Source organism: Pseudomonas sp. NY15435, assembly GCF_048068295.1.
Classification (GTDB): domain Bacteria; phylum Pseudomonadota; class Gammaproteobacteria; order Pseudomonadales; family Pseudomonadaceae; genus Pseudomonas.
In genome coordinates this window covers 56,100-81,189 of sequence record NZ_JBLUQA010000004.1, presented here as the reverse complement: position 1 = coordinate 81,189, position 25,090 = coordinate 56,100, and the positions used below count along the sequence as shown (strand labels likewise).

At 62.7% G+C, this 25,090-nt stretch carries 15 protein-coding genes and 3 tRNA genes; 8 read left to right on the top strand and 10 right to left on the bottom strand.

The annotated features are described in order from the left end of the window. The 4 genes from ACNFH5_RS10625 to ACNFH5_RS10610 form a co-directional block, all read right to left on the bottom strand. The gene (locus ACNFH5_RS10625) at positions 1-786 is read right to left on the bottom strand and encodes a PilW family protein (protein ID WP_416745783.1); all 786 of its coding nucleotides are present in this window, start codon (positions 784-786) and stop codon (positions 1-3) included. Continuing rightward, complete coding sequence (gene pilV / locus ACNFH5_RS10620) at positions 783-1,352, bottom strand: type IV pilus modification protein PilV (RefSeq protein WP_416745781.1); 570 nt, start codon at positions 1,350-1,352, stop codon at positions 783-785. Before pilV ends, ACNFH5_RS10625 begins: the two co-directional genes overlap by 4 nt. An 11-nt stretch (positions 1,353-1,363) precedes the next feature. Continuing rightward, complete coding sequence (locus ACNFH5_RS10615; RefSeq protein ID WP_416745779.1) at positions 1,364-1,885, bottom strand: GspH/FimT family pseudopilin; 522 nt, start codon at positions 1,883-1,885, stop codon at positions 1,364-1,366. 150 nt (positions 1,886-2,035) lie between these two features. Further along, the gene (locus ACNFH5_RS10610; protein WP_416745777.1) at positions 2,036-2,548 is read right to left on the bottom strand and encodes a GspH/FimT family protein; all 513 of its coding nucleotides are present in this window, start codon (positions 2,546-2,548) and stop codon (positions 2,036-2,038) included. A 194-nt stretch (positions 2,549-2,742) separates the two neighbouring features. Between ACNFH5_RS10610 and thiO the strand changes: the two genes are divergently transcribed. Further along, positions 2,743-3,852, top strand: a complete 1,110-nt coding sequence (thiO, locus tag ACNFH5_RS10605; RefSeq protein ID WP_416745775.1) for a glycine oxidase ThiO — start codon at positions 2,743-2,745, stop codon at positions 3,850-3,852. A 13-nt stretch (positions 3,853-3,865) separates the two neighbouring features. Here the strand turns inward: thiO and ACNFH5_RS10600 are convergent, their stop codons facing one another. The 4 genes from ACNFH5_RS10600 to ACNFH5_RS10585 form a co-directional block, all read right to left on the bottom strand. Beyond that, the gene (locus tag ACNFH5_RS10600; RefSeq protein ID WP_416745773.1) at positions 3,866-5,203 is read right to left on the bottom strand and encodes a sigma-54-dependent transcriptional regulator; all 1,338 of its coding nucleotides are present in this window, start codon (positions 5,201-5,203) and stop codon (positions 3,866-3,868) included. Positions 5,204-5,219: 16 nt separating this feature from the next. Continuing rightward, entirely contained in the window at positions 5,220-6,809 is a 1,590-nt protein-coding gene (locus tag ACNFH5_RS10595; protein WP_416745771.1) for a sensor histidine kinase, read from the bottom strand. Next, positions 6,799-7,041 carry a PP0621 family protein gene (locus ACNFH5_RS10590; RefSeq protein ID WP_416746438.1) on the bottom strand — a complete coding sequence of 81 codons (243 nt, stop codon included), beginning with the start codon at positions 7,039-7,041 and terminating at the stop codon, positions 6,799-6,801. The genes ACNFH5_RS10595 and ACNFH5_RS10590 overlap by 11 nt, the downstream gene beginning before the upstream one ends. Before the next feature lie 143 nt (positions 7,042-7,184). Beyond that, the gene (locus ACNFH5_RS10585; protein WP_416745769.1) at positions 7,185-8,210 is read right to left on the bottom strand and encodes an outer membrane protein assembly factor BamD; all 1,026 of its coding nucleotides are present in this window, start codon (positions 8,208-8,210) and stop codon (positions 7,185-7,187) included. 147 nt (positions 8,211-8,357) lie between these two features. Between ACNFH5_RS10585 and rluD the strand changes: the two genes are divergently transcribed. The 3 genes from rluD (at position 8,358) to clpB (ending at position 12,878) form a co-directional block, all read left to right on the top strand. Continuing rightward, positions 8,358-9,317: a 23S rRNA pseudouridine(1911/1915/1917) synthase RluD gene (gene rluD, locus ACNFH5_RS10580; RefSeq protein ID WP_416745767.1), complete on the top strand. Its 960-nt coding sequence runs from the start codon at positions 8,358-8,360 to the stop codon at positions 9,315-9,317. Next, on the top strand, positions 9,314-10,039 hold the full coding sequence (pgeF, locus tag ACNFH5_RS10575; protein WP_416745765.1) for a peptidoglycan editing factor PgeF: 726 nt from the start codon (positions 9,314-9,316) through the stop codon (positions 10,037-10,039). The genes rluD and pgeF overlap by 4 nt, the downstream gene beginning before the upstream one ends. A 274-nt stretch (positions 10,040-10,313) precedes the next feature. Next, positions 10,314-12,878: an ATP-dependent chaperone ClpB gene (clpB, locus tag ACNFH5_RS10570; protein ID WP_416745763.1), complete on the top strand. Its 2,565-nt coding sequence runs from the start codon at positions 10,314-10,316 to the stop codon at positions 12,876-12,878. A 127-nt stretch (positions 12,879-13,005) separates the two neighbouring features. Here clpB and ACNFH5_RS10565 read toward each other — a convergent pair whose 3' ends face one another. Continuing rightward, positions 13,006-13,359 carry a PilZ domain-containing protein gene (locus ACNFH5_RS10565; RefSeq protein WP_416745761.1) on the bottom strand — a complete coding sequence of 118 codons (354 nt, stop codon included), beginning with the start codon at positions 13,357-13,359 and terminating at the stop codon, positions 13,006-13,008. An 11-nt stretch (positions 13,360-13,370) separates the two neighbouring features. Continuing rightward, complete coding sequence (locus tag ACNFH5_RS10560; protein WP_416745759.1) at positions 13,371-15,671, bottom strand: DUF1631 domain-containing protein; 2,301 nt, start codon at positions 15,669-15,671, stop codon at positions 13,371-13,373. 217 nt (positions 15,672-15,888) lie between these two features. Between ACNFH5_RS10560 and ACNFH5_RS10555 the strand changes: the two genes are divergently transcribed. The 4 genes from ACNFH5_RS10555 (at position 15,889) to ACNFH5_RS10540 (ending at position 25,004) form a co-directional block, all read left to right on the top strand. Continuing rightward, positions 15,889-15,964, top strand: a tRNA-Asn gene (locus ACNFH5_RS10555). A gap of 9 nt (positions 15,965-15,973) precedes the next feature. After that, positions 15,974-16,050 (top strand) — tRNA-Pro (locus ACNFH5_RS10550). Positions 16,051-16,056: 6 nt separating this feature from the next. Continuing rightward, positions 16,057-16,132, top strand: a tRNA-Lys gene (locus tag ACNFH5_RS10545). Positions 16,133-16,517: 385 nt separating this feature from the next. After that, complete coding sequence (locus ACNFH5_RS10540) at positions 16,518-25,004, top strand: Ig-like domain-containing protein (RefSeq protein WP_416745757.1); 8,487 nt, start codon at positions 16,518-16,520, stop codon at positions 25,002-25,004. Positions 25,005-25,090: the final 86 nt, after the last annotated feature.

Genomic DNA, 25,090 nt, shown 5'->3' with positions numbered 1-25,090 from the left:
TCAGTAAGTGTTCTTAAGACCGATGGTGGTGCTGAAAATCTGGCGTGCGAGCCCGTCGTTCGGCGTCAGCGCAGCGGCGTCCAGCAGGTAGAAGCCACGTTGTGGTGGCCGCGGCGACACCGTCGTCTGCGAATTGGCCAGCACCGCGACACGAACTGCCCGCACATCCGCCCACTTCGAAACTCTGTTGGCCGACACGTAGCGGGTGACGCCCTCTGCATTGCCGTCGGTGCTGACACCGTAGAGCACCTGCATGGCATCGATGCCTGGCACCAGTGCCTGGTTCTGGCTGAGCCAGGATGTCTCACCAAGGAAGTACGAGCTGCACGTCAGGTTGCCATCGCTGACTCGGAAGACGTTCACCACAACCTTGCCTGCGTTGGCGGTCGTGATCTCCGTTCCTGCGCAGTCGCGTCGCTTGTTGCTGTCGGAGCTGTCCGGCGGAACCTGGAACGCCACGGCAATGCTATCGGAGGCATTGCCAGCACCATTGCTGCTGCAGGGAGAGTCATCCGGGCCTGCACAGTTTGGACCTTGGATGGCCATGGGCTTGGCAGCAATCGAGCCCGGCTCCAGGTAGCCTCCCAGGCGCACGCTGCTGGAAATGAAGGTCAAGGCAAAGCGCCCGCTTTCCTGCATGCGCGAGGTTGCATCGTTAGCGCTGTAGGTTTGTCGGACGGACAGGAAGACCTGGATGACGCCCAGCATGAGAACCAGGCTGAGGGTCATCGCGATCATCAACTCGACCAGGGTCAGACCTGCCTGGCGGCGGTTACGGGAAATCATCGGCGGACCCCCAGGGTGGCGCTCAGTACCGACTCCGAGCTCTGTTGCTTGGCTTCGTCACCCTTGCTGGTCCATCGACTTGTAACGGTCAGCAGATGGTTGTTGGCACTGACTGTCATGGATGAGCCTTGCGCTGGCGCCGTGAGAAAATCCGTGCTGGTGTATCGCCCCGCCGCGGCGGTTGCATTCGCTGCGTAGGTGGCGCTGGCTGCATAGGAGCATTGGGCTTCCCAACGATCGAAGGCCGCCATCTGGTCGCTGGTGCAGGTGGTCGCATTGACCTTGGCGCCGGACACGGGGTTGTAATGGTCGGCGCACCAGTTCGTGGGCAAGGTCGAGCAGTTTGGCGCCGTCGTATAGCCACTTTCCCCACCAACGCTATTGGCTCTCATACGCTCGGCAAGCTCCTGCATCACCCAGGTTGCTTGTGAGCGTTGGTTGCTGTCGGCGATACCCTTCAGCGCATTCAGTTGAAGGGCTGCGACTCCAAGGAGTCCGACGGTGAACACCAGCAGAGTGACCAGCACCTCGATCAAGGTGATGCCTCGTTGGGGAGTACGCATCATGGTTGTTCCCCTCAGCACGAAGTGGCACGCGCCACGGTACGCACGGTGGCGCGTCCCACGGCATTGATGTCGATGCAGCGCCCCTCCGTCACGGACGATGAGGATGGCGCGTTTATCTTGAATGGCCGGGCGCTGAGACCGCTCAGCAGACTACCGTCGCGGCGGAAGGTCAGCTTGTTGGCGCTGAGCTGGTAGTCACTGGATACCTCGACACCACTCATGGCGTCGTAGTGCTGGATCGCGGCAGCATCCTGGCAGTTGGCGATGGTCGCAGGGCCAAAGCACCAGCCACTGACCCAGCCATTGGAGCCACTGGCCGCCGGAATCACGACCATATTGGTGTTTTGCTTGGCGGCCTCGGCTCGGGCAGTCGCCAACGTGCTGGCCAAGTCGGAAGCCTGGCTGGCTATTCGTTGTCGAGTCACGAAGTCGCCCATGGATGGAGCAGCGATGGAGATCAGGATTGCCAGCACGGCAAGTGTAACCATCAACTCCACCAGGGTGAACCCGGTCATTTCCTTGGAGCGCAACATCAGCGCAGTCCTCTCGTTTTATCGAGGGCAATGCTGCCTAGTCGTGTGGGAAATGTCTGTTTTCTATGGATGACCGTTCGTATTAGGGGGACGTTCGGTCATGCCTTCCGGGGTTCTGTGAACCCTGTCGCGCAAGCTGTGCGAAGTCGGTCAGCGAGGGCAGAAGTCTTCGGTATTGCCAGCCTCGGTGCGAATCCGTCCAGCCTTGTTGAACACGACGCGAAAACTCGTGCGACCCGCGCCGCAGAGCGTCAGCGTGCCTGAGAGGAAGGCGCCGTTGGGTTGGATGGCATTGCCGCGTGGGGTGAAGTGGATGTACCGGCGCGAGAGGCTGTCGGTGCGGATGCTGATGTCACCCAGGGGGCCGTGGGCTACGATCGGTGGTTGTTGTGGGGCGCGGACGCCGCGATTGTCGGTGTCGACGAAAACCTCCCAGCCGGAGGCCCAGTCTGCGTTGGCCGCCGCAATGCTGATCGGCTGCCCGCTATGCGCGGCTGACTCTCGGGCGAAGTCCAGGGCGTTGCGCAGCCCCTGGGTTGCGGTGCTCGTTCGCTGGTTGCGCAGCATTTCGCTGAAGGACGGAGCTGCGAGGGACAATGCGATGGCGAGCAGCGCAAGGGTAAGCAGCAGTTCGACAAGAGTGAAGCCCCGTTCCCTGGCCATGGTTCGCTTCCGAGCAGTTGAGGTACGGAAAGTATTGGCGGCGGTGGGGAGGGCGCTTGTCGTCGAGTTGGATGGATGATGTAGGAGCGGTCCGATGCCGCACCGACTTCTGTCGTGCTCCGTCAGTGGCGCACGCCCGGTATAGTGTGCGACCGGCGATGGGCCGTTGATTTTCCTGTGATGTGGGGCGTGGTATGCCGGACATGATCGTAGTGGGCGGAGGGGTGGTTGGCATGCTGACTGCCTGGACGCTGGGGCAGGCAGGCGCCGAGGTGGTGCTGCTGGAGCGTGGCGAGACCGGGCGTGAAGCGTCCTGGGCCGGTGGCGGCATCGTCTCGCCGCTCTATCCGTGGCGCTACAGTGCGGCGGTCGCCAGCCTGGCCCACTGGTCGCAGGACTTCTATCCGCAACTGGGTGATCGCCTGCTCGCCGATACCGGGCTTGATCCGGAAGTACATGTCACCGGTCTCTACTGGCTCGATCTGGATGATCAGGCAGAGGCACTGGCTTGGGCCAAGGCTCATGGCCGCCCGCTTTCGGAAGTGGAGATTGGCGCCGTGCATGAGGCCGTTCCGGTGTTGGGGCAGGGCTTCGAACGCGCGGTGTACATGTCCGGCGTGGCCAACGTGCGCAACCCGCGGCTGGCAAAGTCGCTGCGCGAGGCGCTGGTGCGGCTGCCGAATGTCAGTGTGCGGGAGCAGGTTGAGGTAACCGGTTTCTTGCGCGATGGAGAGTCCGTGACGGGCGTGTGCACAGCCGAAGGCGATATCACCGCTGATTCGGTGGTGTTGGCGGCCGGTGCCTGGAGTGGTCAACTGCTGGCGAAGCTGGGGCTGGAGTTGCCGGTGGAGCCGGTGAAGGGGCAGATGATCCTGTACCGTTGCGCTGCGGATTTTCTCTCCAGCATGGTGCTGGCGAAAGGTCGTTACGCGATTCCTCGCCGCGATGGGCACATCCTGGTAGGCAGCACGCTGGAGCACGCAGGCTTCGACAAGACGCCGTCGGACGAGGCCCTGAGCAGCCTGCGCGCCTCGGCGCAGGAGCTGATTCCAGCGCTGGCGGAGATGGAGCCGGTGAACCATTGGGCGGGGCTGCGTCCGGGCTCGCCGCAGGGGATTCCATTCATCGGCGAGGTGCCCGGCCATCGCGGTCTGTGGCTGAACACCGGGCATTACCGCAATGGACTGGTTCTGGCGCCGGCGTCCTGCCAGTTGCTGGCGGACCTGATGCAGAAGCGTCAGCCAATCATTGAGGCGGCGCCCTACGCGCCGGCTGGGCGTCTGGTCGCAACGCCCATCGTCTGAGTACGTCCGGGGATCAGTCGATCCCCAGTTTCTTCAGGCGGTAGCGCATGGAGCGGAAGGTCAGGCCCAGGCGCTGTGCTGCTGCGGTGCGGTTCCAGCGCGTTTCTTCCAGTGCCTGCATGATCAGTTTGCGCTCGATGTCCTCGAGGTAGTCCTCGAGGTTGTCGATCTGCGCAAGGCTGGCTTCGCCGCCATTGTCCGGGGCGCTGCTCTCGGCGAGGCGCAGGTCGTGGGGCTGAATGACATCGTCCTCGCACAGCGTGTAGGCGCGCTCCAGCATGTTCTCCAGCTCCCGCACGTTGCCTGGGAAGCGGTAGCTCTTGAGCTTTTCCAGGGCATCGGCGCTGACCGAGGCGGCCACCAGCCCGCTGTCGCCGGCCAGGCGCTTGAGCACGCGGTCGGTCAGCAGCGGAATGTCCTCGCGGCGCTCGCGCAACGGCGGCACTCGCAACTCGATGACGTTCAGACGGTAATAGAGGTCCTGGCGGAAGCGGCCGGCGGCCACTTCGGCGGCCAGGTCCTTGTGGGTCGCGCAGAGGATGCGCACGTCCACTGCGACTTCCTGCTGGCCACCCACAGCGCGCACGGCCTTTTCCTGGATGACGCGCAGCAACTTGACCTGCATCGGCAGCGGCAGGTCGGCGACCTCGTCGAGGAATAGGGTGCCGCCGTTGGCTGCCTGGAAGAGGCCGAGCTTGTCTTCCACAGCGCCGGTGAAGCTGCCTTTCTTATGGCCGAAGAATTCGCTTTCCATGAGCTCGGAAGGGATGGCGCCGCAGTTGACCGGCACGAAGGTCTGGACCTCACGCGGGCCCTGTTCGTGGATCAGCCGGGCGACCAGCTCCTTGCCGCTGCCGGACTCGCCGCTGATGTACACCGGCGCCTGGCTGCGGGCGAGCTTGGCCACCTGGTTGCGCAGGGTGCGCATGGGGGGCGAGTCGCCGAGCAGGCGGTTGTCCACCGGCGCTTCCTCGGCGTCCGGTGAGCGCAGGCGCAGCGCGGAATTCACCAGTTCGCGCAAGCGGGCGAGGTCCACCGGCTTGGTCAGGAAGTCGAAGGCGCCGGCCTTGAGTGCCTGCACTGCGGTGTCCAGGCTGCCGAAGGCGGTGATCATCGCCACCGGCATCTGCGGATGGCGTTGCTGGATGTACTGCACCAGGTCCAGGCCAGTGCCATCGGGCAGGCGCATATCGGTGAGACAGAAGTCGAAGGGCTCGCGAGCCAGGAAGTCGCGGGCTTCCTTGACGTTGCGGGCGCTGCGGGTATCCAGCTTCATGCGGCCGAGGGTGATCTCCAGCAGCTCGCGGATGTCGGGTTCGTCGTCGACGATCAGGGCTTTTTGACGGCTCATGGTGTTTTGCGTCTTCTTAGCTTTGTTTGCGCGGGTGGGCGAAGGTGATGCGGAAGCAGCTGCCGCCTTCGTCACGCGTCTTGTAATCCAGCCGAGCCTGATTGCTTTCGCACAGCTCGCGGGAGATGTACAGGCCAAGGCCTGTGCCCTTGCTTTCCGTGGTGAAGAACGGCTCGAACAGCTTGCTGCGCTGTTCGGCTGCGATGCCGGGGCCGTCATCAAGCACTTCCAGCACGGGCAGGTCGGTTTCGCTGTCGCGGAACAGCCGCAGCCAGACCTGGCCGGTACCGTTCTTCTGAGTGCTGTACCGTAACCCATTCTGCACGAGGTTGGTCAGTACCTGCGTCAACTGGTGCGGGTCCATGCGCGTCTGTACCGTGCCCTGGCCAGTCTCCACATGGATCTGCTGGCCTTCCCGGAGCCCTTCGCGCATCTCGCCTGCGTAGCGATGCAGCCAGTACTTCAGGTCGAGTAGCTGCGGCTCGGCCTGACGGCGGCGGGACAGCTGCAGGACGTTTTCGATGACCAGATTCATTCGCCGTGACTGGTCCTGGATAATCTGCGCCAGGCGCCGGTCGGGTTTGTCCAGCTCCTCCGACTCCAGCAGCAGTTGCGCGGCGTGGCTGATCGCGCCCAGCGGGTTGCGGATCTCGTGGGCGATCCCGGCGGTCAGGCGGCCGAGGGCGACGAGCTTGAGTTGCTGTGCCTGCTGGGCAATCTGCGAAATGTCCTCGAGGAACATCAGGATGTGTTGTTCGTTGCCCCGCCGTAGCGGAATGAAGCTCGGCTGCACGGTCGGGCCGGACTCCACCGGTTGCAGGCTCGGTGGGCGCAGGGCGGGATTCTGCTGCCACTGCTGCAGGCTGGAAACCAGCTGCGGGCTGTACTCGGCCAGCGAATGGCCGGGCAGGTCGTGGCCGCCCAGCAGGGTGGTGGCGCTCTGGTTGGCTAGCAGCACACGGTGACGGTCGCCCAGCACCAGGATGCCAGTGCGCATGCGTTGCAGGATCAGCGCATTGAGCTCTTCGAGATTGGCTACCGTGGTCGCGCGCTGCTCGGCAATGCTCTCGACGATCTGCTGGCGCCGGGCCAGGGCCTGGATCAGCAGTGCCGAGGCGAAGCTCAGGGCGCCCAGGCCGCCAGCCTGCACATAGTGGTTGATGGCGGTGGGCTGGCTGAGGCTCAGGTAGAAGGTCAGGTAGATCAGGCCGATGGCGGCGATGGCGGCGATCAGCAGGCCGATGCGCCCGCGCAGCAGAATGTTGGCGATGGCCACGGCGACCACCATCAGGTTGCCGATGCCGCTGGGAATGCCGCCAGCGGTATAGAACAGCGCGCAGAGCAGGAGTATGTCCAGCGCGGCAAGAATAAACAGCGGTAAGAGCTGGCGCGGCGTCGGCATCAGCACCGCGATCAGAATATTGAGGACCAGGTAGACCCAGCAGCCGACGTGGAACAGTTCGGGGTGGGCGAGCTTGAGCAGTTCATCGTCCAGGCTGCTGGAGATCAGCAGCACCAGAACCAGGCCGATCGTCAGGCGATACAGGTGGTACAGGCGCAGGACCCGCAGGCCCTGGCCCGTGAGGGAGATACCCTCAGCGACCACGGTCAGTGCGGTCCTGTTCGAGGTGCGCTCGGCTGCAATACCACTGGCTCTCGTCCTGCAGGGCGTGGCTCTGCGGCACGTGCACGCCACACTGGGCGCAGCGGACCATCGGCGCGGCCTGATCGTCGCCCTTGGGCTTGTCGATGGGACGTGCTGGGCGAGTGGCTTTGCGCCACAGCCACCAGCCGAAGGCGAAAAGCGCGATCCAGAACAGCAGACGGGTCATGGCAATCCCTTGTGCAGAAAGTCGGCAGTTTATCCAAGCCGGGCGGTGCCGCACAGTGAGCCTGTGCGAGCGCGGCAAAAAGCGCACGTGAATTTGCAGGATGAAAAAAGGGAGGCCGAAGCCTCCCTTTTTCGTCAAACCTGCCGGTATCAGTCGAAGATGCCGAAGGTCATGTAGCTGAACCAGGAGCGATCGTTGCTGCCGGCGTTGCCTTCGGCTTCGTGCTGTTCTTCTTCCACATCGCTCTGGTTTTCGGGCTTGAGCTCGGCGGGAATCTGCTGCTCGGCGTCTTCGTACTGCTTGATCACGTCCTTGGATGCCTGGGTTTCCATGTGCGGCGGGGCATCATTGGTCTCGATCAGGCCCAGAGTGGCCTTGGCCAGCCAGGAGCGGTTGTCGGCTTCGTCCTCGCGCGGGACGAATTGGCCATCCTTCAGGCTGGGGTTATCCGGGTAGTTCGCCTTCAGGGTTTCCAGGCTGGAATCGGCCAGGTCGTTCAGGCCCAGGCGCTGGTAGGCCTCGACCATGATCGCCAGGCCATCGCCGACGGCCGGGGTTTCCTGGAAGTTCTCGACCACGTAGCGACCACGGTTGGCGGCGGCGACATAGGCCTGGCGCTTGAGGTAGTAGTGGCCGACGTGCACTTCGTAGGCCGCCAGCAGGTTGCGCAGATAGATCATGCGCGCCTTGGCGTCCGGGGCGTAGCGGCTGTTGGGGTAGCGGCTGACCAGTTGGGCGAACTCGTTGAAGGAGTCGCGGGCGGCGCCCGGGTCACGCTTGGTCATGTCCAGCGGCAGGAAGCGCGCCAGCAGGCCACGGTCCTGGTCGAAGGAGGCCAGGCCCTTGAGATAGTAGGCGTAGTCGACGTTCGGGTGCTGCGGGTGCAGGCGGATGAAGCGCTCGGCGGAGGCGCGGGCGGCCTCGGGCTCCATGTTCTTGTAGTTGGCGTAGATCAGTTCCAACTGGGCCTGCTCGGCATAGCGGCCGAACGGATAGCGGGACTCCAGCGCCTTCAGCTTGGAAACGGCGTTGGTGTAGCTCTTGTTGTTGAGGTCTTCCTGTGCCTGCTGGTACAGCTGGCTTTCGCTCAGGTTCTCATCCACCTTCTCGCCCTTGGAGGAGCAGGCGGTAACGAAGGCGAGGGTGGCGATCAGCAGCAGGTGTTTCACTTGCATGGCGGCTTGCGTCCCTGGACGGTCGGCTGTCGCGGCCGCAACCGTCTGTTATGATTGGCGCCCCAGGGATACCCCTGGGACAAAGGCCCCGTATTTAACCACAGCGTGCAGCCGAACCAAAAGGCCGCGCGCCCTTCGTGTCCCGTCATGTCCAATATGATCCAACTCGCGGCAGAAGTGCCGTTCGACCTCGGTGGTCAGCGTCTCGACCAGGTCGCCGCCCAGCTCTTCTCCGACCACTCCCGCTCCCGCCTGGCTGGCTGGATCAAGGACGGCCGTCTCAAGGTCGACGGCGCCGTGCTGCGTCCGCGCGACATCGTCCATGCCGGCTCGCGCCTGGAACTGGACGTCGAGCTGGAGGCCCAGGGTGAATGGGTCGCCCAGGACATCGAACTGGATATCGTCTATGAAGACGATCACATCCTGGTCATCGACAAGCCGACCGGCCTGGTGGTTCATCCCGCCGCCGGCCACCAGGACGGCACCCTGCTCAACGCACTGTTGCACCACGTACCGCACCTGGCCAACGTGCCGCGCGCCGGCATCGTGCACCGCCTGGACAAGGACACCACCGGCCTGATGGTGGTGGCCAAGACCCTGGAGGCCCATACCAATCTGGTCGCCCAGTTGCAGGCGCGCTCGGTCAGCCGCATCTACGAGGCGATCGTCACCGGTGTCATCGTGGCCGGTGGCACCGTCGACGCGCCCATCGGTCGCCATGGTGTACAGCGGCAGAAGATGGCGGTGATCGAGACTGGCAAGGTCGCCATCAGCCATTACCGCGTACTGGAGCGTTTCCGCGCGCACACCCACACCCGGGTGAAGCTGGAAACCGGGCGTACCCACCAGATCCGCGTCCATATGACGCACATCGGCCACCCGCTGGTGGGCGACCTCACCTACGGCGGGCGTTTCCGCATTCCGCCGGGTGCCAGCCCGACCCTTGTCGAGTCTCTGCGTGATTTCCCGCGCCAGGCCCTGCATGCGCGCTTCCTCGAGCTGGATCACCCGGCCACCGGCGTGCGCATGAAGTGGGAGTCCCCGCTGCCGGACGACTTCACCTGGCTGCTGAGTCTGCTGCGTCAGGACAACGAGTCCTTCGTATGACCGCCTGGCTGACGCCTGACTGGCCGGCTCCGGCAAATGTTCGCGCCTGCGTGACCACCCGCGCCGGCGGCGTCAGCGTCGAGCCTTTTGACAGCTTCAACCTCGGTGACCACGTCGGTGACGAGCCGGCCGCTGTGGCCGAGAATCGCCGCCGCCTGACGGCCGAATTGGGCTGCCAGCCGGCCTGGCTGAGCCAGGTGCATGGTATCGACGTGGTCGAGGCTGACCCGTCCGCCGTCGCCACTGCCGATGCCAGCTGGAGCGCCGCGCCCGGCATAGCCTGCACCATCATGACCGCCGATTGCCTGCCGGCACTGTTCTGCGACCGCGCCGGCACACGGGTTGGCGCCGCCCACGCCGGCTGGCGCGGGTTGGCGGGTGGCGTGCTGGAAGCGACCGTGGACGCCTTGGGCGTCGCACCGGCAGAGCTGCTGGTCTGGCTCGGCCCGTCCATCGGCCCGCAGGCCTTCGAAGTCGGCCCGGAAGTACGCGAAGCCTTCCTGGCGGACCACGCCGAAGCCGCACGTGCCTTCGTACCCAGCGCCAATGCCGGCAAGTTCATGGCCGACATCTATGAGCTGGCGCGCATCCGTCTCGCGGCAAAAGGTGTGACCGCCGTCTATGGTGGGAATTTCTGCACCTTCACCGACACCGAGCGCTTCTATTCCTACCGCCGCAACTCCCGTACCGGCCGCCTCGCCAGCCTGATCTGGCTGGCCTGAGCCGGGTTTTTAGGAGCGAGCTTGCTCGCGAACCACTTGATGCCGTGGTACCGGGTGAGGTTCGCGAGCAAGCTCGCTCCTACAGGTTTCTCCTGCGCTGAAGCTTTGCAGGCTTGCACCTTATGGCCTTCTGTAGGCACAAACTGACGGGTGTCATGGCCAAATGGCTTGAACCGACCAAAATCGTCCTTATCTATCTGGCATCCCGGCGGGCTTTGTCGTGACCAGGGGCACTCATCGCTCCGGCCCGCTATAGAAAGGAAGGACGACCCTCATGCGAATCGACCGTTTGACCAGCAAGCTCCAGCTTGCACTCTCCGATGCCCAGTCCCTGGCCGTTGGACATGACCACCCGGCCATCGAGCCGGTGCACCTGCTATCCGCGCTGATCGATCAGCAGGGCGGCTCCATCAAGCCCCTGCTGATGCAGGTCGGCTTCGATATTCCCGCGCTGCGTTCCTCTCTTAATAAGGAGATGGACACGCTGCCGAAGATCCAGAACCCCACCGGCGACGTGAACCTGTCGCAGGATCTGGCGCGCCTGCTCAACCAGGCGGACCGTCTGGCCCAGCAGAAGGGCGATCAGTTCATCTCCAGCGAGCTCGTTTTGCTCGCCGCCATGGATGACAGCACCAAGCTGGGCAAATTGCTGACCGGCCAGGGCGTGTCCAAGAAGGCCCTGGAAAACGCCGTGGCAAACCTGCGCGGCGGTGAAGCGGTGAACGACCCCAATGCCGAGGAATCTCGTCAGGCACTGGACAAATACACCGTCGACATGACCAAGCGCGCCGAGGACGGCAAGCTCGACCCGGTGATCGGCCGTGATGACGAAATCCGCCGGACCATCCAGGTCCTGCAGCGCCGCACCAAGAACAACCCCGTGCTGATCGGCGAGCCCGGCGTCGGCAAGACTGCCATCGTCGAAGGTCTGGCCCAGCGCATCGTCAACGGCGAAGTGCCCGACGGCCTGAAGGACAAGCGCCTGCTGGCGCTGGACATGGGCGCGTTGATCGCTGGCGCCAAGTTCCGCGGCGAGTTCGAAGAGCGCCTGAAAGCCGTGCTCAACGAGCTGTCCAAGCAGGAAGGCCGGATCATCCTGTTCATCGACGAACTGCATACCATGGTCGGTGCCGGCAAGGCCGAGGGCGCCATGGACGCCGGCAACATGCTCAAGCCGGCCCTGGCCCGAGGCGAACTGCACTGCGTGGGTGCCACTACGCTGGATGAATACCGCCAGTACATCGAGAAGGACGCCGCTCTGGAGCGCCGCTTCCAGAAGGTCCTGGTGGATGAGCCGAGCGAGGAAGACACCATCGCCATCCTGCGTGGCCTGAAAGAGCGCTATGAGGTGCACCACGGTGTCACCATCACCGACGGCGCGATCATTGCCGCGGCCAAGCTCAGCCACCGCTATATCACTGACCGCCAACTGCCGGACAAGGCCATCGACCTGATCGACGAGGCCGCCAGCCGCATCCGCATGGAGATCGACTCCAAGCCGGAGGAACTCGATCGCCTGGATCGCCGCCTGATCCAGCTGAAAATCGAGCGCGAAGCGCTGAAGAAGGAAGACGACGAGGCCACCAAGAAGCGTCTTGCCAAGCTGGAAGAAGACATCGCCAAGCTCGAGCGCGAGTACGCCGACCTCGAGGAAATCTGGAAATCGGAGAAAGCCGAGGTCCAGGGTTCCGCGCAGATCCAGCAGAAGATCGAGCAGGCCAAGCAGGAAATGGAAACCGCGCGGCGCAAGGGCGACCTGGAAACCATGGCTCGCATCCAGTACCAGACCATTCCAGATCTGGAGCGCAGCCTGCAGATGGTCGACCAGCACGGCCAGACCGAGAAGCAACTGCTGCGCAACAAGGTGACCGACGAGGAAATCGCCGAAGTCGTTGCCAAATGGACGGGTATTCCGGTGTCCAAGATGCTCGAAGGCGAGCGCGAGAAGCTGCTGCGCATGGAAGATGAGCTGCACAAGCGCGTCATCGGCCAGCATGAGGCCGTGGTGGCCGTTTCCAACGCTGTGCGTCGTTCCCGTGCCGGCCTCGCGGACCCGAATCGCCCCAGCGGCTCGTTCCTCTTCCTCGGCCCGACCGGCGTGGGCAAAACCGAGCTGTGCAAGGCCCTGGCCGAGTTCCTCTTCGATACCGAGGAGGCGCTGGTGCGCATCGACATGTCCGAGTTCATGGAGAAACACTCCGTGGCTCGCCTGATCGGTGCGCCTCCGGGCTACGTCGGCTATGAAGAAGGCGGCTACCTGACCGAAGCTGTGCGCCGCAAGCCTTACTCTGTGGTGCTGCTGGACGAGGTCGAGAAGGCCCATCCGGACGTTTTCAACGTGCTGCTGCAGGTGCTGGAAGACGGTCGCCTGACCGACAGCCATGGTCGTACCGTGGACTTCCGCAACACCGTGGTGGTGATGACCTCGAACCTGGGGTCGGCGCAGATCCAGGAACTGGTGGGCGACCGCGAAGCCCAGCACGCTGCCGTCATGGATGCGGTGAATGCGCACTTCCGCCCGGAATTCATCAACCGGATCGATGAGGTGGTGGTCTTCGAGCCGCTGGCCCGCGAGCAGATCGCCGGCATCGCCCAGATTCAGATGGGCCGCCTGCGCAAACGCCTGGCTGAGCGAGAGCTGAGCCTGGACCTGAGTGATGAGGCGATGGACAAGCTGATCGCCGTCGGCTTCGACCCTGTGTATGGCGCGCGGCCGCTCAAGCGCGCAATCCAGCGCTGGATCGAGAACCCGCTGGCGCAGATGATCCTGGCCGGCAAGTTCAACCCTGGCGCGAAAATCCATGCCAAGGTCGAGAACGACGAGATCGTCTTCGCCTGATCCGCGCTCCACGAAAAAGCCCGCCAATTGGCGGGCTTTTCCTTGGGCTCTTCGTAGGAGCGAGCTTGCTCGCGAACAGCCTCCGAAGTGGGGCTCGGTTCGCCGGCAGACTCGCTCCTGCAAATGCTCAGCTGGACTGGTCGCCACCTCTCAGCATGACCAGCAATTGCTCGATCAGCTCGGCCTGATCCTCGGCGATATCGATGATGTGGAAGCCAGCCCAGCCCAGTTGGCCATCGGCGCCGGCGCGGCTCCACAGGCAGTCTGCACCCAGGTGGACCTCGCCGATCTCGTCCAGCGGCGGCGCCGGTACGAGCCGGCAGTCCCAGACGGAATCGGCTTCGGGCACTTCCACGCCGCAGAGCATGAAGCCCTCGGCGGACAGGTCGGCGAGGCGGCCAAGGCTGCGCCCGGAGTGGCGGTCGAAGACTTCCACGGTCAGCCCGGTCTGTTGCCGGCTATGCTGGCGACGTTCTCCCATCGACTGCTCCTTCAGGTCTGTGCCGGGCTGCGCCCGGAAGTAAAGCGTTGCAGGACCCGGTAAATCGCATTCAAGGCGCGATCCATCAGCGGGGCAGATTGTTCTGTCGGCACCAGGCGGACCTTGCCCGCTTCCATCTCCTGGGCCAACTGCACTATCGGTTTGACCGCCACCCGCTGTCCGGTGTGGTCGACGAACATGTAGTTGCGCGTGGTCGGGCTGAACCACGAAAGCTTGAGGCGGCGGGCCGGCGTGGTATCGCTGAACTCGAACCAGGTGCCGAACTCCAGGTGGCTCAGCTCTTTCATCAGGGTTCGCGCGCGCTCGGACAGCTCCCCGCCGTTGGGCTTGACCAGGGTGTGCCCCTCGGCACCGAGCATCGCGCCCAGCGGGCTTTCCGGCAGCTCCTGCTTGAGCTGCGCAGCGATCTGCGGCTGTTGCGCCTGGATCGCGCGTTGGCAGGCGACCAGATCCTGCAGCAGCCGGCGGATGCCGTCCTCGTGGTAGCCGCCCAGAACTTCCAGACCTTTGCGCAACTCTTCCAGCAGGGCCAGGCGGATCGCCTGCAGATGATCGCGACCAGCGGCGTCCAGTGGTGTCACGCTCCAGGCCAGTTGCTCACCGACCTCGCAGGCACGCCTCCATTCGTCGCTGTGTTCACCACTGCGCAGCACGATGAAGGTGAGAGCGTCGCACCAGCTCATTTCCAGGAAATTGCGTACCAACTCCGGCAGATCGCGGTTATGGGTCACCTTAGCGATGGCGTCGAGCGCGTGCTCCCGTGCGGCCAGAAGGCGATCGCGGCCGCGGGCAGCCTCCATGGCGCGGCGCTCGCGCAGCTCGACTTTCTGCCGTAGGTTGGCAACGTACTCGTTGAACTCACCCAGGAGGGTATCGAACAGCGCAAGGTCGCCGACGAAATCCTGGATCACTCGCTCGACCACCCAGTGCATCTTCGCCAGCAGCGCGCGCTCCTCGCCTTCGCCGCCGTAGAGCACGCCGGCCTGGGCCATGGCGTTGAGCAGCTTGCGCGCGGGGTGGTGATGCTGGGTGAACAGCTGCTTGTCCAGCAGCGCCACCTTGAGGAAGGGCGTGTGCAGGTGGGAGAGGGTGGTCTTGCAGTTGTCAGGCAGGTTCTCGTCGTCGAGGATGAAGTCGAAGACCATGCCCACCAGATCGATGACGTCGGCCTCCTGTTCGGTCAGCCGAGTATTGGTCGGCTGCGCGCTGCCGGCTTCGAGCTGGCGTTGCAGGTCGGCTTTCAGTGCGTCGACCGGCTGTGGCTGGCGAAGTCGCTGGGCCAGTTCATTGGCGGACTCGCGCTGTAGCCGGTTCAGCGCCTCCAGCAGCTCATTGGCGCTGTAGGTCGTCGTGGCCGAGTTCGGCCCGAAGCTGACAATGCTCTGGGTATTGCCGAACAGCGTGGCCTTGTTCCCGCGCCGGCGGTGCTCGGCGAGCAGCACGGCGAGGCCATCGAACAGGGCGTTACGGTCGCCGGGCGGCATATCCGGCAGATCGCCGGAGCTATAGGCAGGCGCCGACGCTGTCATGCCGTCTGTCGTGGCAGAGTGTGTTTCCACGGCGGCCGGGCGGTGGGCAGGCGGAGCCGCCGAGCGTTGACCCTGTGGGCGGTATTTCAGGTTCGGCAGGATGCCGGCGTCGGCCAGTCGCTTGTTCAGCTGTTCATATAACGGCTGCAGGTGCTGCATGACCTGCTGATCGAACAGCACATAAAGGATGGTCTTGATCCGCAGTGGGAAGACACTGCGCGCCAGGGTGTCGCGGAACGCCTGGGCAATGGCTTGCGGGCCAAAGGGGTTTCGATCCTCCCCAAGCTTGCTGCCGTTGTTGAGCAGCGCCAGGCGTTGATCCAGGGCGAATAGCAGTTGGGCGCAGTGGGCGCGCACCTGGTTGACCATGTTGGTCACCAGCAGCGTCTCTTCATATTCGTCGTTGCCGACCAGGGTCAACTGGTCCATGTCCAGTTCGTCCAGCGGTTCCACGAGGGGCAGTTTGCCTTCGAGGAAGTCGCTCAGGCCCTGGGCAATGCGCTGGTGGTAGAAGCGCTCGAGGTTCGGCCGTTCGCGACGGACTTCGCGCATGGCGTCGAAGAACAGCGCCTGGACCTGGTTGTTCTCGGCTTTCTCGGCGCATTCGAAGAGCGTGTCGTCCACCTGGGCGAAAACATTTCCCAGTAGCTCGGCGAGGTGATTCATCGCCAGCTGACGGCAGCCCTGCACCAGTTCGCCGAAGCGGGGCTGAATGACCCGGCTGGCGATTGGGGAGGGCGGTGGGGTGTCCTTGGTGCTCATGGCCATCCTGTGCGTGATCTTTCCGTTTACACCCGCGGTGGATCACTCGTGTTTTTCCATGCAGATATAGCAACCTGTCCGGCCACCTGCAAAGCAGAGAAAAACTTTTTGGATCAGAGTGTTGACAGGCGTTTCGATATACGTAAAATGGCGCGCCTCTGATACGGGATTCCGGTGAAGCCGGAAGCGAAGTGGAGGAGATTGAAAGGCTTGTCGTTCCGCGATAGCTCAGTCGGTAGAGCAAATGACTGTTAATCATTGGGTCCCTGGTTCGAGTCCAGGTCGCGGAGCCAACTTTCAAACGGGGTATAGCGCAGTCCGGTAGCGCGCTTGCTTTGGGAGCAAGATGTCGGGAGTTCGAATCCCCCTACCCCGACCAACATTTGGGTCGTTAGCTCAGTCGGTAGAGCAGTTGGCTTTTAACCAATTGGTCGTAGGTTCGAATCCTACACGACCCACCATATTAAAGTACCTGTTCCCTACAGGTACTGAAGCGAAAAATAACTCGCTTCGGAAGAAACCCACCTTTTCAGGTGGGTTTTTTTTTTTGAGCTTTCAATGGGATTTCGCTCATGGCATGGCGGATAGTTCAACCGCTGTGACGGTTTTTCTTCTTGGTTTGCGATATCAGCGCCGGCCGGTCCCATCAGTTCAATTCGTCAGACCTTCGCTTTTTCCTTCATTTCCGTGCCTGCTTTCTCTCAGGTAACTTGGAGATTCCTACGGATGTCCTTGATATAGACCAGAAAAACCGCTCCAGAGCTCGGATCGGACTGATCTTCTTGCCTCCAGTAGAAAATTAAGCTTTCCACCTCACAAACCGTGTTCCCTGAGGTGGGCTGTTAAATGGCAATTGAAAATATCGGTCTTGTCGCCGTCACCGAAAACGCAGCCAGGAAGGTTGCGGTCAAGGCCGGTGGGAAGATCAAGGCGGAGTCAGGTACCAAGTATCTTCTCCAGGCTGATGGCAGTGACATCGCTCCCGAAAACGTCACGGTCAAACGCGCTGGTAAGGACCTGCAGGTCTTCTTCGAGGGCAGTGACAAGCCCGATCTGACGATCGCGAACTTCTTCGCCGAAGGCATGGATAGCCAACTGTACGGTGTGGCTGAGGATGGCCAGCTGTACGCGTACGTACGTACCGACGGCGAGGGCTTCTACGGCCAATTGCTGGTGGCGGACGGCGAATCAGCCTCCATTGCGCTGGGCGGTGATGCCCTGGCCGATGGCGCCCCTTATCTGGCGAACGGACTCGTTGACGCAGCAGGCTTCGCCCTGTGGCCCTGGCTGGCCGCGCTGGCTGGCGTCGGTGCTGCGACCGCGGCGATCATCCACCACAACCGGCAGGATAGCCACAAAACCCACACCACGGGCGCGCCGGCCAACACAGTCGCCACTGACGATGTCGGCCCCATCCAGGGCCAGTTGCACAACGGTGACGTTACTGATGATGCGCACCCGGAGATATCCGGCAACGGCATTCCTGGCGCGACCATTCATGTTTACGACAATGGCCAGGAAATCGGCACCGCTATCGTAGCGGCGGATGGTACCTGGTCGTTCACACCTGATCTCGCCGACGGCGCGCACAGCATCGATATCACCCAGCAGTTGCCGGGCGAGAAACCTAGCGCACCGATCAACATCGTCGACATCGTGGTCGACACCACGCCGCCGGCCGCGCCGAGCGCGGAGATCGAAGGCGCCAAGACCGACGGCGACAACACCTACAGCAACGACGATATCCCGACCATCCATGGCAAGGGTGAGCCGGGCGACACCATCATCATCGTCTTCCCGACCGGGGAGACCGTGACCACCACCGTGGACGCCAATGGTGATTGGGTCGCTCCCGCTCCGACCCAGCCGCTGCCGGAAGGCAGCAATGATATTCAGGTGATCGAACAGGACCCGGCCGGCAATCAGACCGCGATCGTCATTCCGCTCATCATCGACACCATTGCCCCGACAGCTCAGGAGGTCCAGTTGGACCCGGCTTCGGACACCGGCATCAAAGGCGACGACATCACCAGCGACACCCTGCCGATCATCGACGGCAAGACCGAACCCGGCGCTGACGTGACCGTTACTTTCCCCACGGGTGAAGAGATCCATACCAAGGCCGACGAGAATGGCGACTGGTCGGTAACCCCGACCCAGCCGCTGCCTGAAGGCAACAACGACATCACCATCATTGCTACCGACGCGGCGGGCAACCAAAGCGAGCCGGCGGTCATTACCGTGGTGGTCGACACCGTCGCCCCGACTGCGCCCGAGGCCAAGCTGGACCCGTCGTCCGACTCGGGCATCAAGGGTGATGACATCACCAACGACAACATGCCGACCATCGATGGCAAGACCGAGCCGGGTGCGGAGATCACCGTCACCTTCCCGACCGGCGAAATCGTCACCGCCACGGCTGACGATGACGGCAACTGGTCCGTGACCCCGACCCAGCCGCTGGCCGAAGGGAGCAACGACATCACCGTCGTCGCTACCGACCTGGCCGGTAACCAGAGCGAGCCGACTACCGTCAGCGTGGTCATCGACACACAGGCTCCGGCTGCACCGGAGGCCTGGCTCGATCCTGCGTCCGATTCGGGCGTAAAGGGCGACAACATCACCAGCGACACCACACCGACCATCGATGGCAAGACCGAGCCGGGCTCTGACGTGACCGTCACCTTCCCGACCGGTGAAGAAATCCACGCCAAGGCCGACGAGAACGGTGACTGGTCGGTGACGCCGACCCAGCCACTGCCTGAAGGCAACAACGACATCAGCGTCGTTGTCACCGACCCTGCGGGCAACCAGAGCGAGCCTGGTGTTCTGCCGATCGTGATCGAATCCATCGCTCCGAGTGCCCCGACCATCGACTCCGTCGTCGACAACGATGACCCGGCGCACCTGATCGACGTACCGAAGGACGGTTCGACCAACGACACCACGCCGGTGATTTCCGGTGGCGGTGCTGTACCGGGCGACACCATTCACGTGATCGACAATGGCACCGAGATCGGCACTGCAGTGGTCGATCCTCAGGGCAGTTGGTCGTTCGAAGTCCCGGCCGACAAGGCCCTGGACGAGGGTGAGCACGACATCACCGTGGTCGCCGAAGATCCTGCTGGCAACCAGAGCGCACCGTCGCAGCCGTATCCGATTCATATCGACACGACCGCACCGAACGCTCCGACCATCGACTCCGTCGTCGACAACGATGACCCGGCGCACCTGATCGACGTACCGAAGGATGGTTCGACCAACGACACCACCCCGGTAATCTCCGGTGGCGGCGCCGAGAAGGGCGCCATCATCCATGTGTTCGATGGCGAGACTGAACTGGGCAGCACCGTCGTTGCCAACGACGATGGCACCTGGTCGTTCGAAGTCCCGGCTGGCAAGGCACTGGACCAAGGCGCGCATGATTTCACTGCCAAGGCAGAAGACCCGGCGGGCAATATCAGCGAGCCTTCGCAGTCTTACCCGGTCAACATCAGCACCGACATCCCAGGTGCCCCGACCATCGACTCCGTCGTCGACAACGATGATCCGGCGCACCTGATCGACGTACCGAAGGATGGTTCGACCAACGACACCACGCCGGTAATTTCCGGTGGCGGTGCTGTACCGGGCGACACCATTCACGTGATCGACAATGGCACCGAGATCGGCACTGCGGTGGTCGATCCTGAAGGTAGCTGGTCGTTCGAAGTCCCGGCCGACAAGGCCCTGGACGAGGGTGAGCACGACATCACCGTGGTCGCCGAAGATCCTGCTGGCAACCAGAGCGCACCGTCGCAGCCGTACCCGATCCACATCGACACGACCGCACCGAGCGCTCCGACCATCGACTCCGTCGTCAACAACGATGATCCAGCACACCTGATCGACGTACCGAAGGACGGTTCGACCAACGACACCACGCCGGTGATTTCTGGTGGCGGTGCTGTACCGGGCGACACCATTCACGTGATCGACAATGGCACCGAGATCGGCACTGCGGTGGTCGATCCTGAAGGTAGCTGGTCGTTCGAAGTCCCGGCCGACAAGGCCCTGGACGAGGGTGAGCACGACATCACCGTGGTCGCCGAAGATCCTGCTGGCAACCAGAGCGCACCGTCGCAGCCGTATCCGATTCACATCGACACGACCGCACCGACCGCTCCAACCATCGACTCCGTCGTCAACAACGATGACCCGGCACACCTGATCGACGTACCGAAGGACGGTTCGACCAACGACACCACGCCGGTCATTTCCGGTGGCGGCGCCGTACCGGGCGACACCATTCACGTGAACGACAATGGCACCGAGATCGGTACTGCCGTGGTTGATCCTGAAGGCAACTGGTCGTTCGAAGTCCCGGCCGACAAGGCCCTGGACGAGGGTGAGCACGACATCACCGTGGTCGCCGAAGATCCTGCTGGCAACCAGAGCGCACCGTCGCAGCCGTATCCGATTCACATCGACACGACCGCACCGACCGCTCCAACCATCGACTCCGTCGTCAACAACGATGACCCGGCACACCTGATCGATGTACCGAAGGACGGTTCGACCAACGACACCACGCCGGTCATTTCCGGTGGCGGCGCCGTACCGGGCGACACCATTCACGTGAGCGACAATGGCACTGAGATCGGTACTGCCGTGGTTGATCCTGAAGGCAACTGGTCATTCGAAGTCCCGGCCGACAAGGCCCTGGACGAGGGTGAACACGACATCACCGTGGTCGCTGAAGATCCTGCTGGCAACCAGAGTGAGCCGTCGCAGCCGTACCCGATTCATATCGACACGACCGCCCCGAACGCTCCGACCATCGACTCCGTCGTCGACAACGATGATCCGGCACACCTGATCGATGTACCGAAGGACGGTTCGACCAACGACACCACCCCGGTGATTTCCGGTGGCGGGGCCGAGAAGGGCGACATCGTCCATGTGTTCGATGGCGAGACTGAACTGGGCAGCACCGTCGTTGCCAACGACGATGGCACCTGGTCGTTCGAAGTCCCGGCTGGCAAAGCCCTGGACCAAGGCGCGCATGATTTCACTGCCAGGGCAGAAGACCCGGCGGGCAATATCAGCGAGCCTTCGCAGTCTTACCCGGTCAACATCAGCACCGACATCCCAGGTGCCCCGACCATCGACTCCGTCGTCGACAACGATGATCCGGCGCACCTGATCGACGTACCGAAGGATGGTTCGACCAACGACACCACGCCGGTAATTTCCGGTGGCGGCGCCGTACCGGGCGACACCATTCACGTGAACGACAATGGGACCGAGATCGGCACCGCCGTAGTTGATCCTGAAGGCAACTGGTCGTTTGAAGTCCCGGCCGACAAGGCCCTGGACGAGGGTGAGCACGACATCACCGTGGTTGCTGAAGATCCTGCTGGCAACCAGAGCGCACCGTCGCAGCCGTACCCGATCCACATCGACACGACCGCACCGAGCGCCCCGACCATCGATTCCGTCGTCGACAACGATGACCCGGCACACCTGATCGACGTACCGAAGGATGGTTCGACCAACGACACCACGCCGGTAATCTCCGGTGGCGGCGCCGAGAAGGGCGACATCATCCATGTGTTCGATGGCGAGACCGAACTGGGCAGCGCCGTCGTTGCCAACGACGATGGCACCTGGTCGTTCGAAGTCCCGGCTGGCAAGGCACTGGACCAAGGCGCGCATGATTTCACCGCCAAGGCAGAAGATCCGGCGGGCAATATCAGCGAGCCTTCGCAGTCTTACCCGGTCAACATCAGCACCGACATCCCAGGTGCCCCGACCATCGACTCCGTCGTCGACAACGATGATCCGGCGCATCTGATCGACGTACCGAAGGACGGTTCGACCAACGACACCACGCCGGTAATCTCCGGTGGCGGCGCCGTACCGGGCGACACCATCCACGTGATCGACAATGGCACCGAGATCGGCACCGCCGTAGTTGATCCTGAAGGCAACTGGTCGTTTGAAGTCCCGGCCGACAAGGCCCTGGACGAGGGTGAGCACGACATCACCGTGGTTGCTGAAGATCCTGCTGGCAACCAGAGCGCACCGTCGCAGCCGTACCCGATCCACATCGACACGACCGCACCGAGCGCCCCGACCATCGACTCCATCGTCAACAACGATGACCCGGCGCACCTGATCGACGTACCGAAGGACGGTTCGACCAACGACACCACGCCGGTGATTTCCGGTGGCGGCGCCGAGAAGGGCGACATCATCCATGTGTTCGATGGCGAGACTGAACTGGGCAGCACCGTCGTTGCCAACGACGATGGCACCTGGTCGTTCGAAGTCCCGGCGGGCAAGGCATTGGACCAAGGCGCGCATGATTTCACTGCCAGGGCAGAAGACCCGGCGGGCAATATCAGCGAGCCTTCGCAGTCGTATCCGGTCATCATCGACACAACCCCGCCAGACTCGGCCAGTACCCAGTTGACCATCAATGCGGTAGCAGGCGATGACATCGTCGATTCCGTCGAAGCAGCTGGCAATGTCACCATCAGCGGCAAGGTGACCGGTGAGTTCATTGCCGGCGACAAGGTCAGCTTTGTGCTCGATGGCTCCTCCTACAGCGCCGATGTAAGCGCGGATGGCACTTGGAGCGTGGCTATTCCGGGTTCTGTGCTGGTGGCCGACAGCACCCGCCAGATCGATGCGACCCTTGTGGCGCATGATGCGGCGGGTAACGCGGGCGACATCACTGCCAGTCATTCGTATCAGGTCCAGCTGAACGCGGTGTTCATCACCGGCATGAGCAAGGACTCGGCCAACGACATGGCGCACTCCGGCGATTTCATCACCCAGGATGGTGGGGCTGGACGTGGTGTGTACGGCACCGTTGCGCAGGCACTGACCGGCAATCAGAAGGTTCAGGTTTCCTTCGATGGCGGCGCTACCTGGAAAGACGCTGCCACGAACAACCTGAACTGGACTGCCGTAGACACCGGCGCACACACCGGTAACTGGACTATCCAGGCCCGTGTTGTGGATGGCAGTGTGGTGCAGACCGATGTGGCCAGCCAGAACGTGACCTTACTGGGCGCGGCAGGCGGTGCGCCGACAATCACCGGTATTCCGGATGCTGTCGGCGCATACACCACGGACAAGGCGGCCGACGGTAGCGATGTAAACGTCTCCCTGGCCGGTACCAACGCCAAGGCGGGCGACACCTTGCACATCGTCTGGGGCGACACTACCTATGATCAGGTTCTGACCGCTGGCGACATCGCGTCGGGCACTGTGACGGCCAATGTTCCAACCCAGCAGACCACTACCCAGGGCGGCCAGTGGGACTTCGCGGTCACCGCTCAAATTGTCACCCCGCAGGGGCAGGTGAGCTTGCCGAGTTCGGCGTTCCAGGTTCACAGCCAGGGTTGGGAGACGCTGGCTATCGATGACCTGAACCGCAACGTCACCACCTTTGGCTCGCAAACGGTCTACCAGGGCGGTGGCATTACCATCACCTCCAACGGCACCCTTACTCACCTTGCTGCGACCGCTTCGGGTAACGACGGCCTGTACTTCGATAACCCGTCGAGTGGCGCAACCACCAACTATGCGCAGATCAACTTCACCACGGCGGTGGATAGCTTCTCTGTCAACATTAGCTCGCTGCAGAACACCTCGGGTGGCTCGCGCGTGGTGGTTTACGACACCGAGGGTAATGTCCTTTCCGATTCGAATGTCCTGGCTGACGGAAGTGGTGGTGTCAGCGCCTCGGCGAAATACAGCTTCACCGCACCGGTTGGTACGGACATCGGCAAAGTGATGATCTATGGCGATGGTGTGAACAGCTCGGGCGCGGCCGGAGGCGGTGTCGTTCTTGATACCCTGAAGTTCTCTCAGGTCCATCACGTGCCTGGCTACAACGACACATTTACCAATGAAGTTGGCAAGGCTACCTCGGGCACTGGCTATCACAGCGATGAGGGGCACTTCACGTTGACATCGCAGGGCACTGTATCGGTACGCAGTGACGTCGAGCACAACCTGGATGGCTCATACCTTTACATCGGTACCGGCACCGGCGCGATCAGCAACTCGGCAGCGATCTTCACCTTCGACCAGCCAGTGCAGTCCATCTCCTACAACCTGTGGGGCCTGGAAACCCAGCAGGCCATCGCCAACAACGGCTCCCGGCTGGAGGTCTACGACACCAATGGCGCCTTGATCTTCGACCGTTATGTCGTGAACAACGGCGGCTCGACCTACAACTATGAGCAAGTGTCCTATACCGCGCCGGAAGGGATGAACATTGGCAAAGCGGTGGTCTACCAGGACAAGAACGGTACGTTGCTGGACAACTTCACTACCACCTTGGCGACGTCGGCATCGTCCGGCCAGAGTCTGGTTGACCATGGTTGGGAGACATACTACGACGGGGCCAATGCAACGAAAGAGCTCTCGTGGCAGGGTCAATCCTTTGCTGTGCAATCCTTCAGCGATGGTACGTCCTTGGCTAGCTATCACAGCACCAGTGGGACCTTTACTGTCACCGGCACTGCCACCAAGACGGCATCGAGCGGCAACATGTGGGCCAACGCCACGAGCGGTTCAATGTTCGTGGCTGCGGACAAGACGGCGGTTATCACCTTCGACACGGCACGCTCCACAGTCGAGATCGGCGTCACTGGTATCGAGCCAGGGACCGGGAATGCAGCTGTAATGACGGTCTACAGTACCGACGGAACCGTGCTGGATACTGTCCAGATGCTCAACCCCATCGGTACCTACGACATCCAGTCGTTCTCCTACGAGTCGAGCAGCAACAACATTGGCAGAATCGAGATCACGGGTGACCAAGGCGGCACCTATGTGACCCACGTTTCCTCGTCGATATTGTCCGGCGGCGACATCATCTCGATGGCTGTCGACCCAGTGGCGTACTTTGCCCAGGACGGCGCGCACATCCACGGCAGCGCGGGTCTCGACACGCTGAAGTTGACCGGTGCAAATCAGGTCCTTGACCTGACCAGGCTCATCGGCGACCACGACCAAGGCAAGATCGCCAGCATCGAGAAGTTCGACATCACCGGCACCGGCGACAACACGCTGAAGATATCCCTCAACGACGTGTTGAACCTGGGCGAAACCAACCTGTTCCGTGCCGATGGCAAGGTCCAGGTAATGGTCGATGGTGATGCGGGAGATCGGGTGGAGCTATCCAACCTGCATGATCACGGTACCGCGCCTGGCGTCTGGCAGAGTGCGGGTACGGCATCCATCGGTGGCGAGACTTACAACGTCTACAGCTACAGCAACCTGGATGCTGAGATTCTGATCAAGCAGGCGGTGACCAGCACCCTCGTCTAATCATGGCCTTGAAGGGGAGATGGGACCTGCGTCCCGTCTCCCGTCGTCCATCCCAATTCCTGCGCGTCGCCCACCGGGCGACGCCA

Bases quoted from the DNA above. Each gene is read 5' to 3' on its own strand.
- ACNFH5_RS10625 (WP_416745783.1), bottom strand. From the start codon at position 786: ATGATTTCCCGTAACCGCCGCCAGGCAGGTCTGACCCTGGTCGAGTTG.
- pilV (WP_416745781.1), bottom strand. From the start codon at position 1,352: ATGATGCGTACTCCCCAACGAGGCATCACCTTGATCGAGGTGCTGGTC.
- ACNFH5_RS10615 (WP_416745779.1), bottom strand. From the start codon at position 1,885: ATGTTGCGCTCCAAGGAAATGACCGGGTTCACCCTGGTGGAGTTGATG.
- ACNFH5_RS10610 (WP_416745777.1), bottom strand. From the start codon at position 2,548: ATGGCCAGGGAACGGGGCTTCACTCTTGTCGAACTGCTGCTTACCCTT.
- thiO (WP_416745775.1), top strand. From the start codon at position 2,743: ATGCCGGACATGATCGTAGTGGGCGGAGGGGTGGTTGGCATGCTGACT.
- ACNFH5_RS10600 (WP_416745773.1), bottom strand. From the start codon at position 5,203: ATGAGCCGTCAAAAAGCCCTGATCGTCGACGACGAACCCGACATCCGC.
- ACNFH5_RS10585 (WP_416745769.1), bottom strand. From the start codon at position 8,210: ATGCAAGTGAAACACCTGCTGCTGATCGCCACCCTCGCCTTCGTTACC.
- rluD (WP_416745767.1), top strand. From the start codon at position 8,358: ATGTCCAATATGATCCAACTCGCGGCAGAAGTGCCGTTCGACCTCGGT.
- pgeF (WP_416745765.1), top strand. From the start codon at position 9,314: ATGACCGCCTGGCTGACGCCTGACTGGCCGGCTCCGGCAAATGTTCGC.
- clpB (WP_416745763.1), top strand. From the start codon at position 10,314: ATGCGAATCGACCGTTTGACCAGCAAGCTCCAGCTTGCACTCTCCGAT.
- ACNFH5_RS10565 (WP_416745761.1), bottom strand. From the start codon at position 13,359: ATGGGAGAACGTCGCCAGCATAGCCGGCAACAGACCGGGCTGACCGTG.
- ACNFH5_RS10560 (WP_416745759.1), bottom strand. From the start codon at position 15,671: ATGAGCACCAAGGACACCCCACCGCCCTCCCCAATCGCCAGCCGGGTC.
- ACNFH5_RS10540 (WP_416745757.1), top strand. From the start codon at position 16,518: ATGGCAATTGAAAATATCGGTCTTGTCGCCGTCACCGAAAACGCAGCC.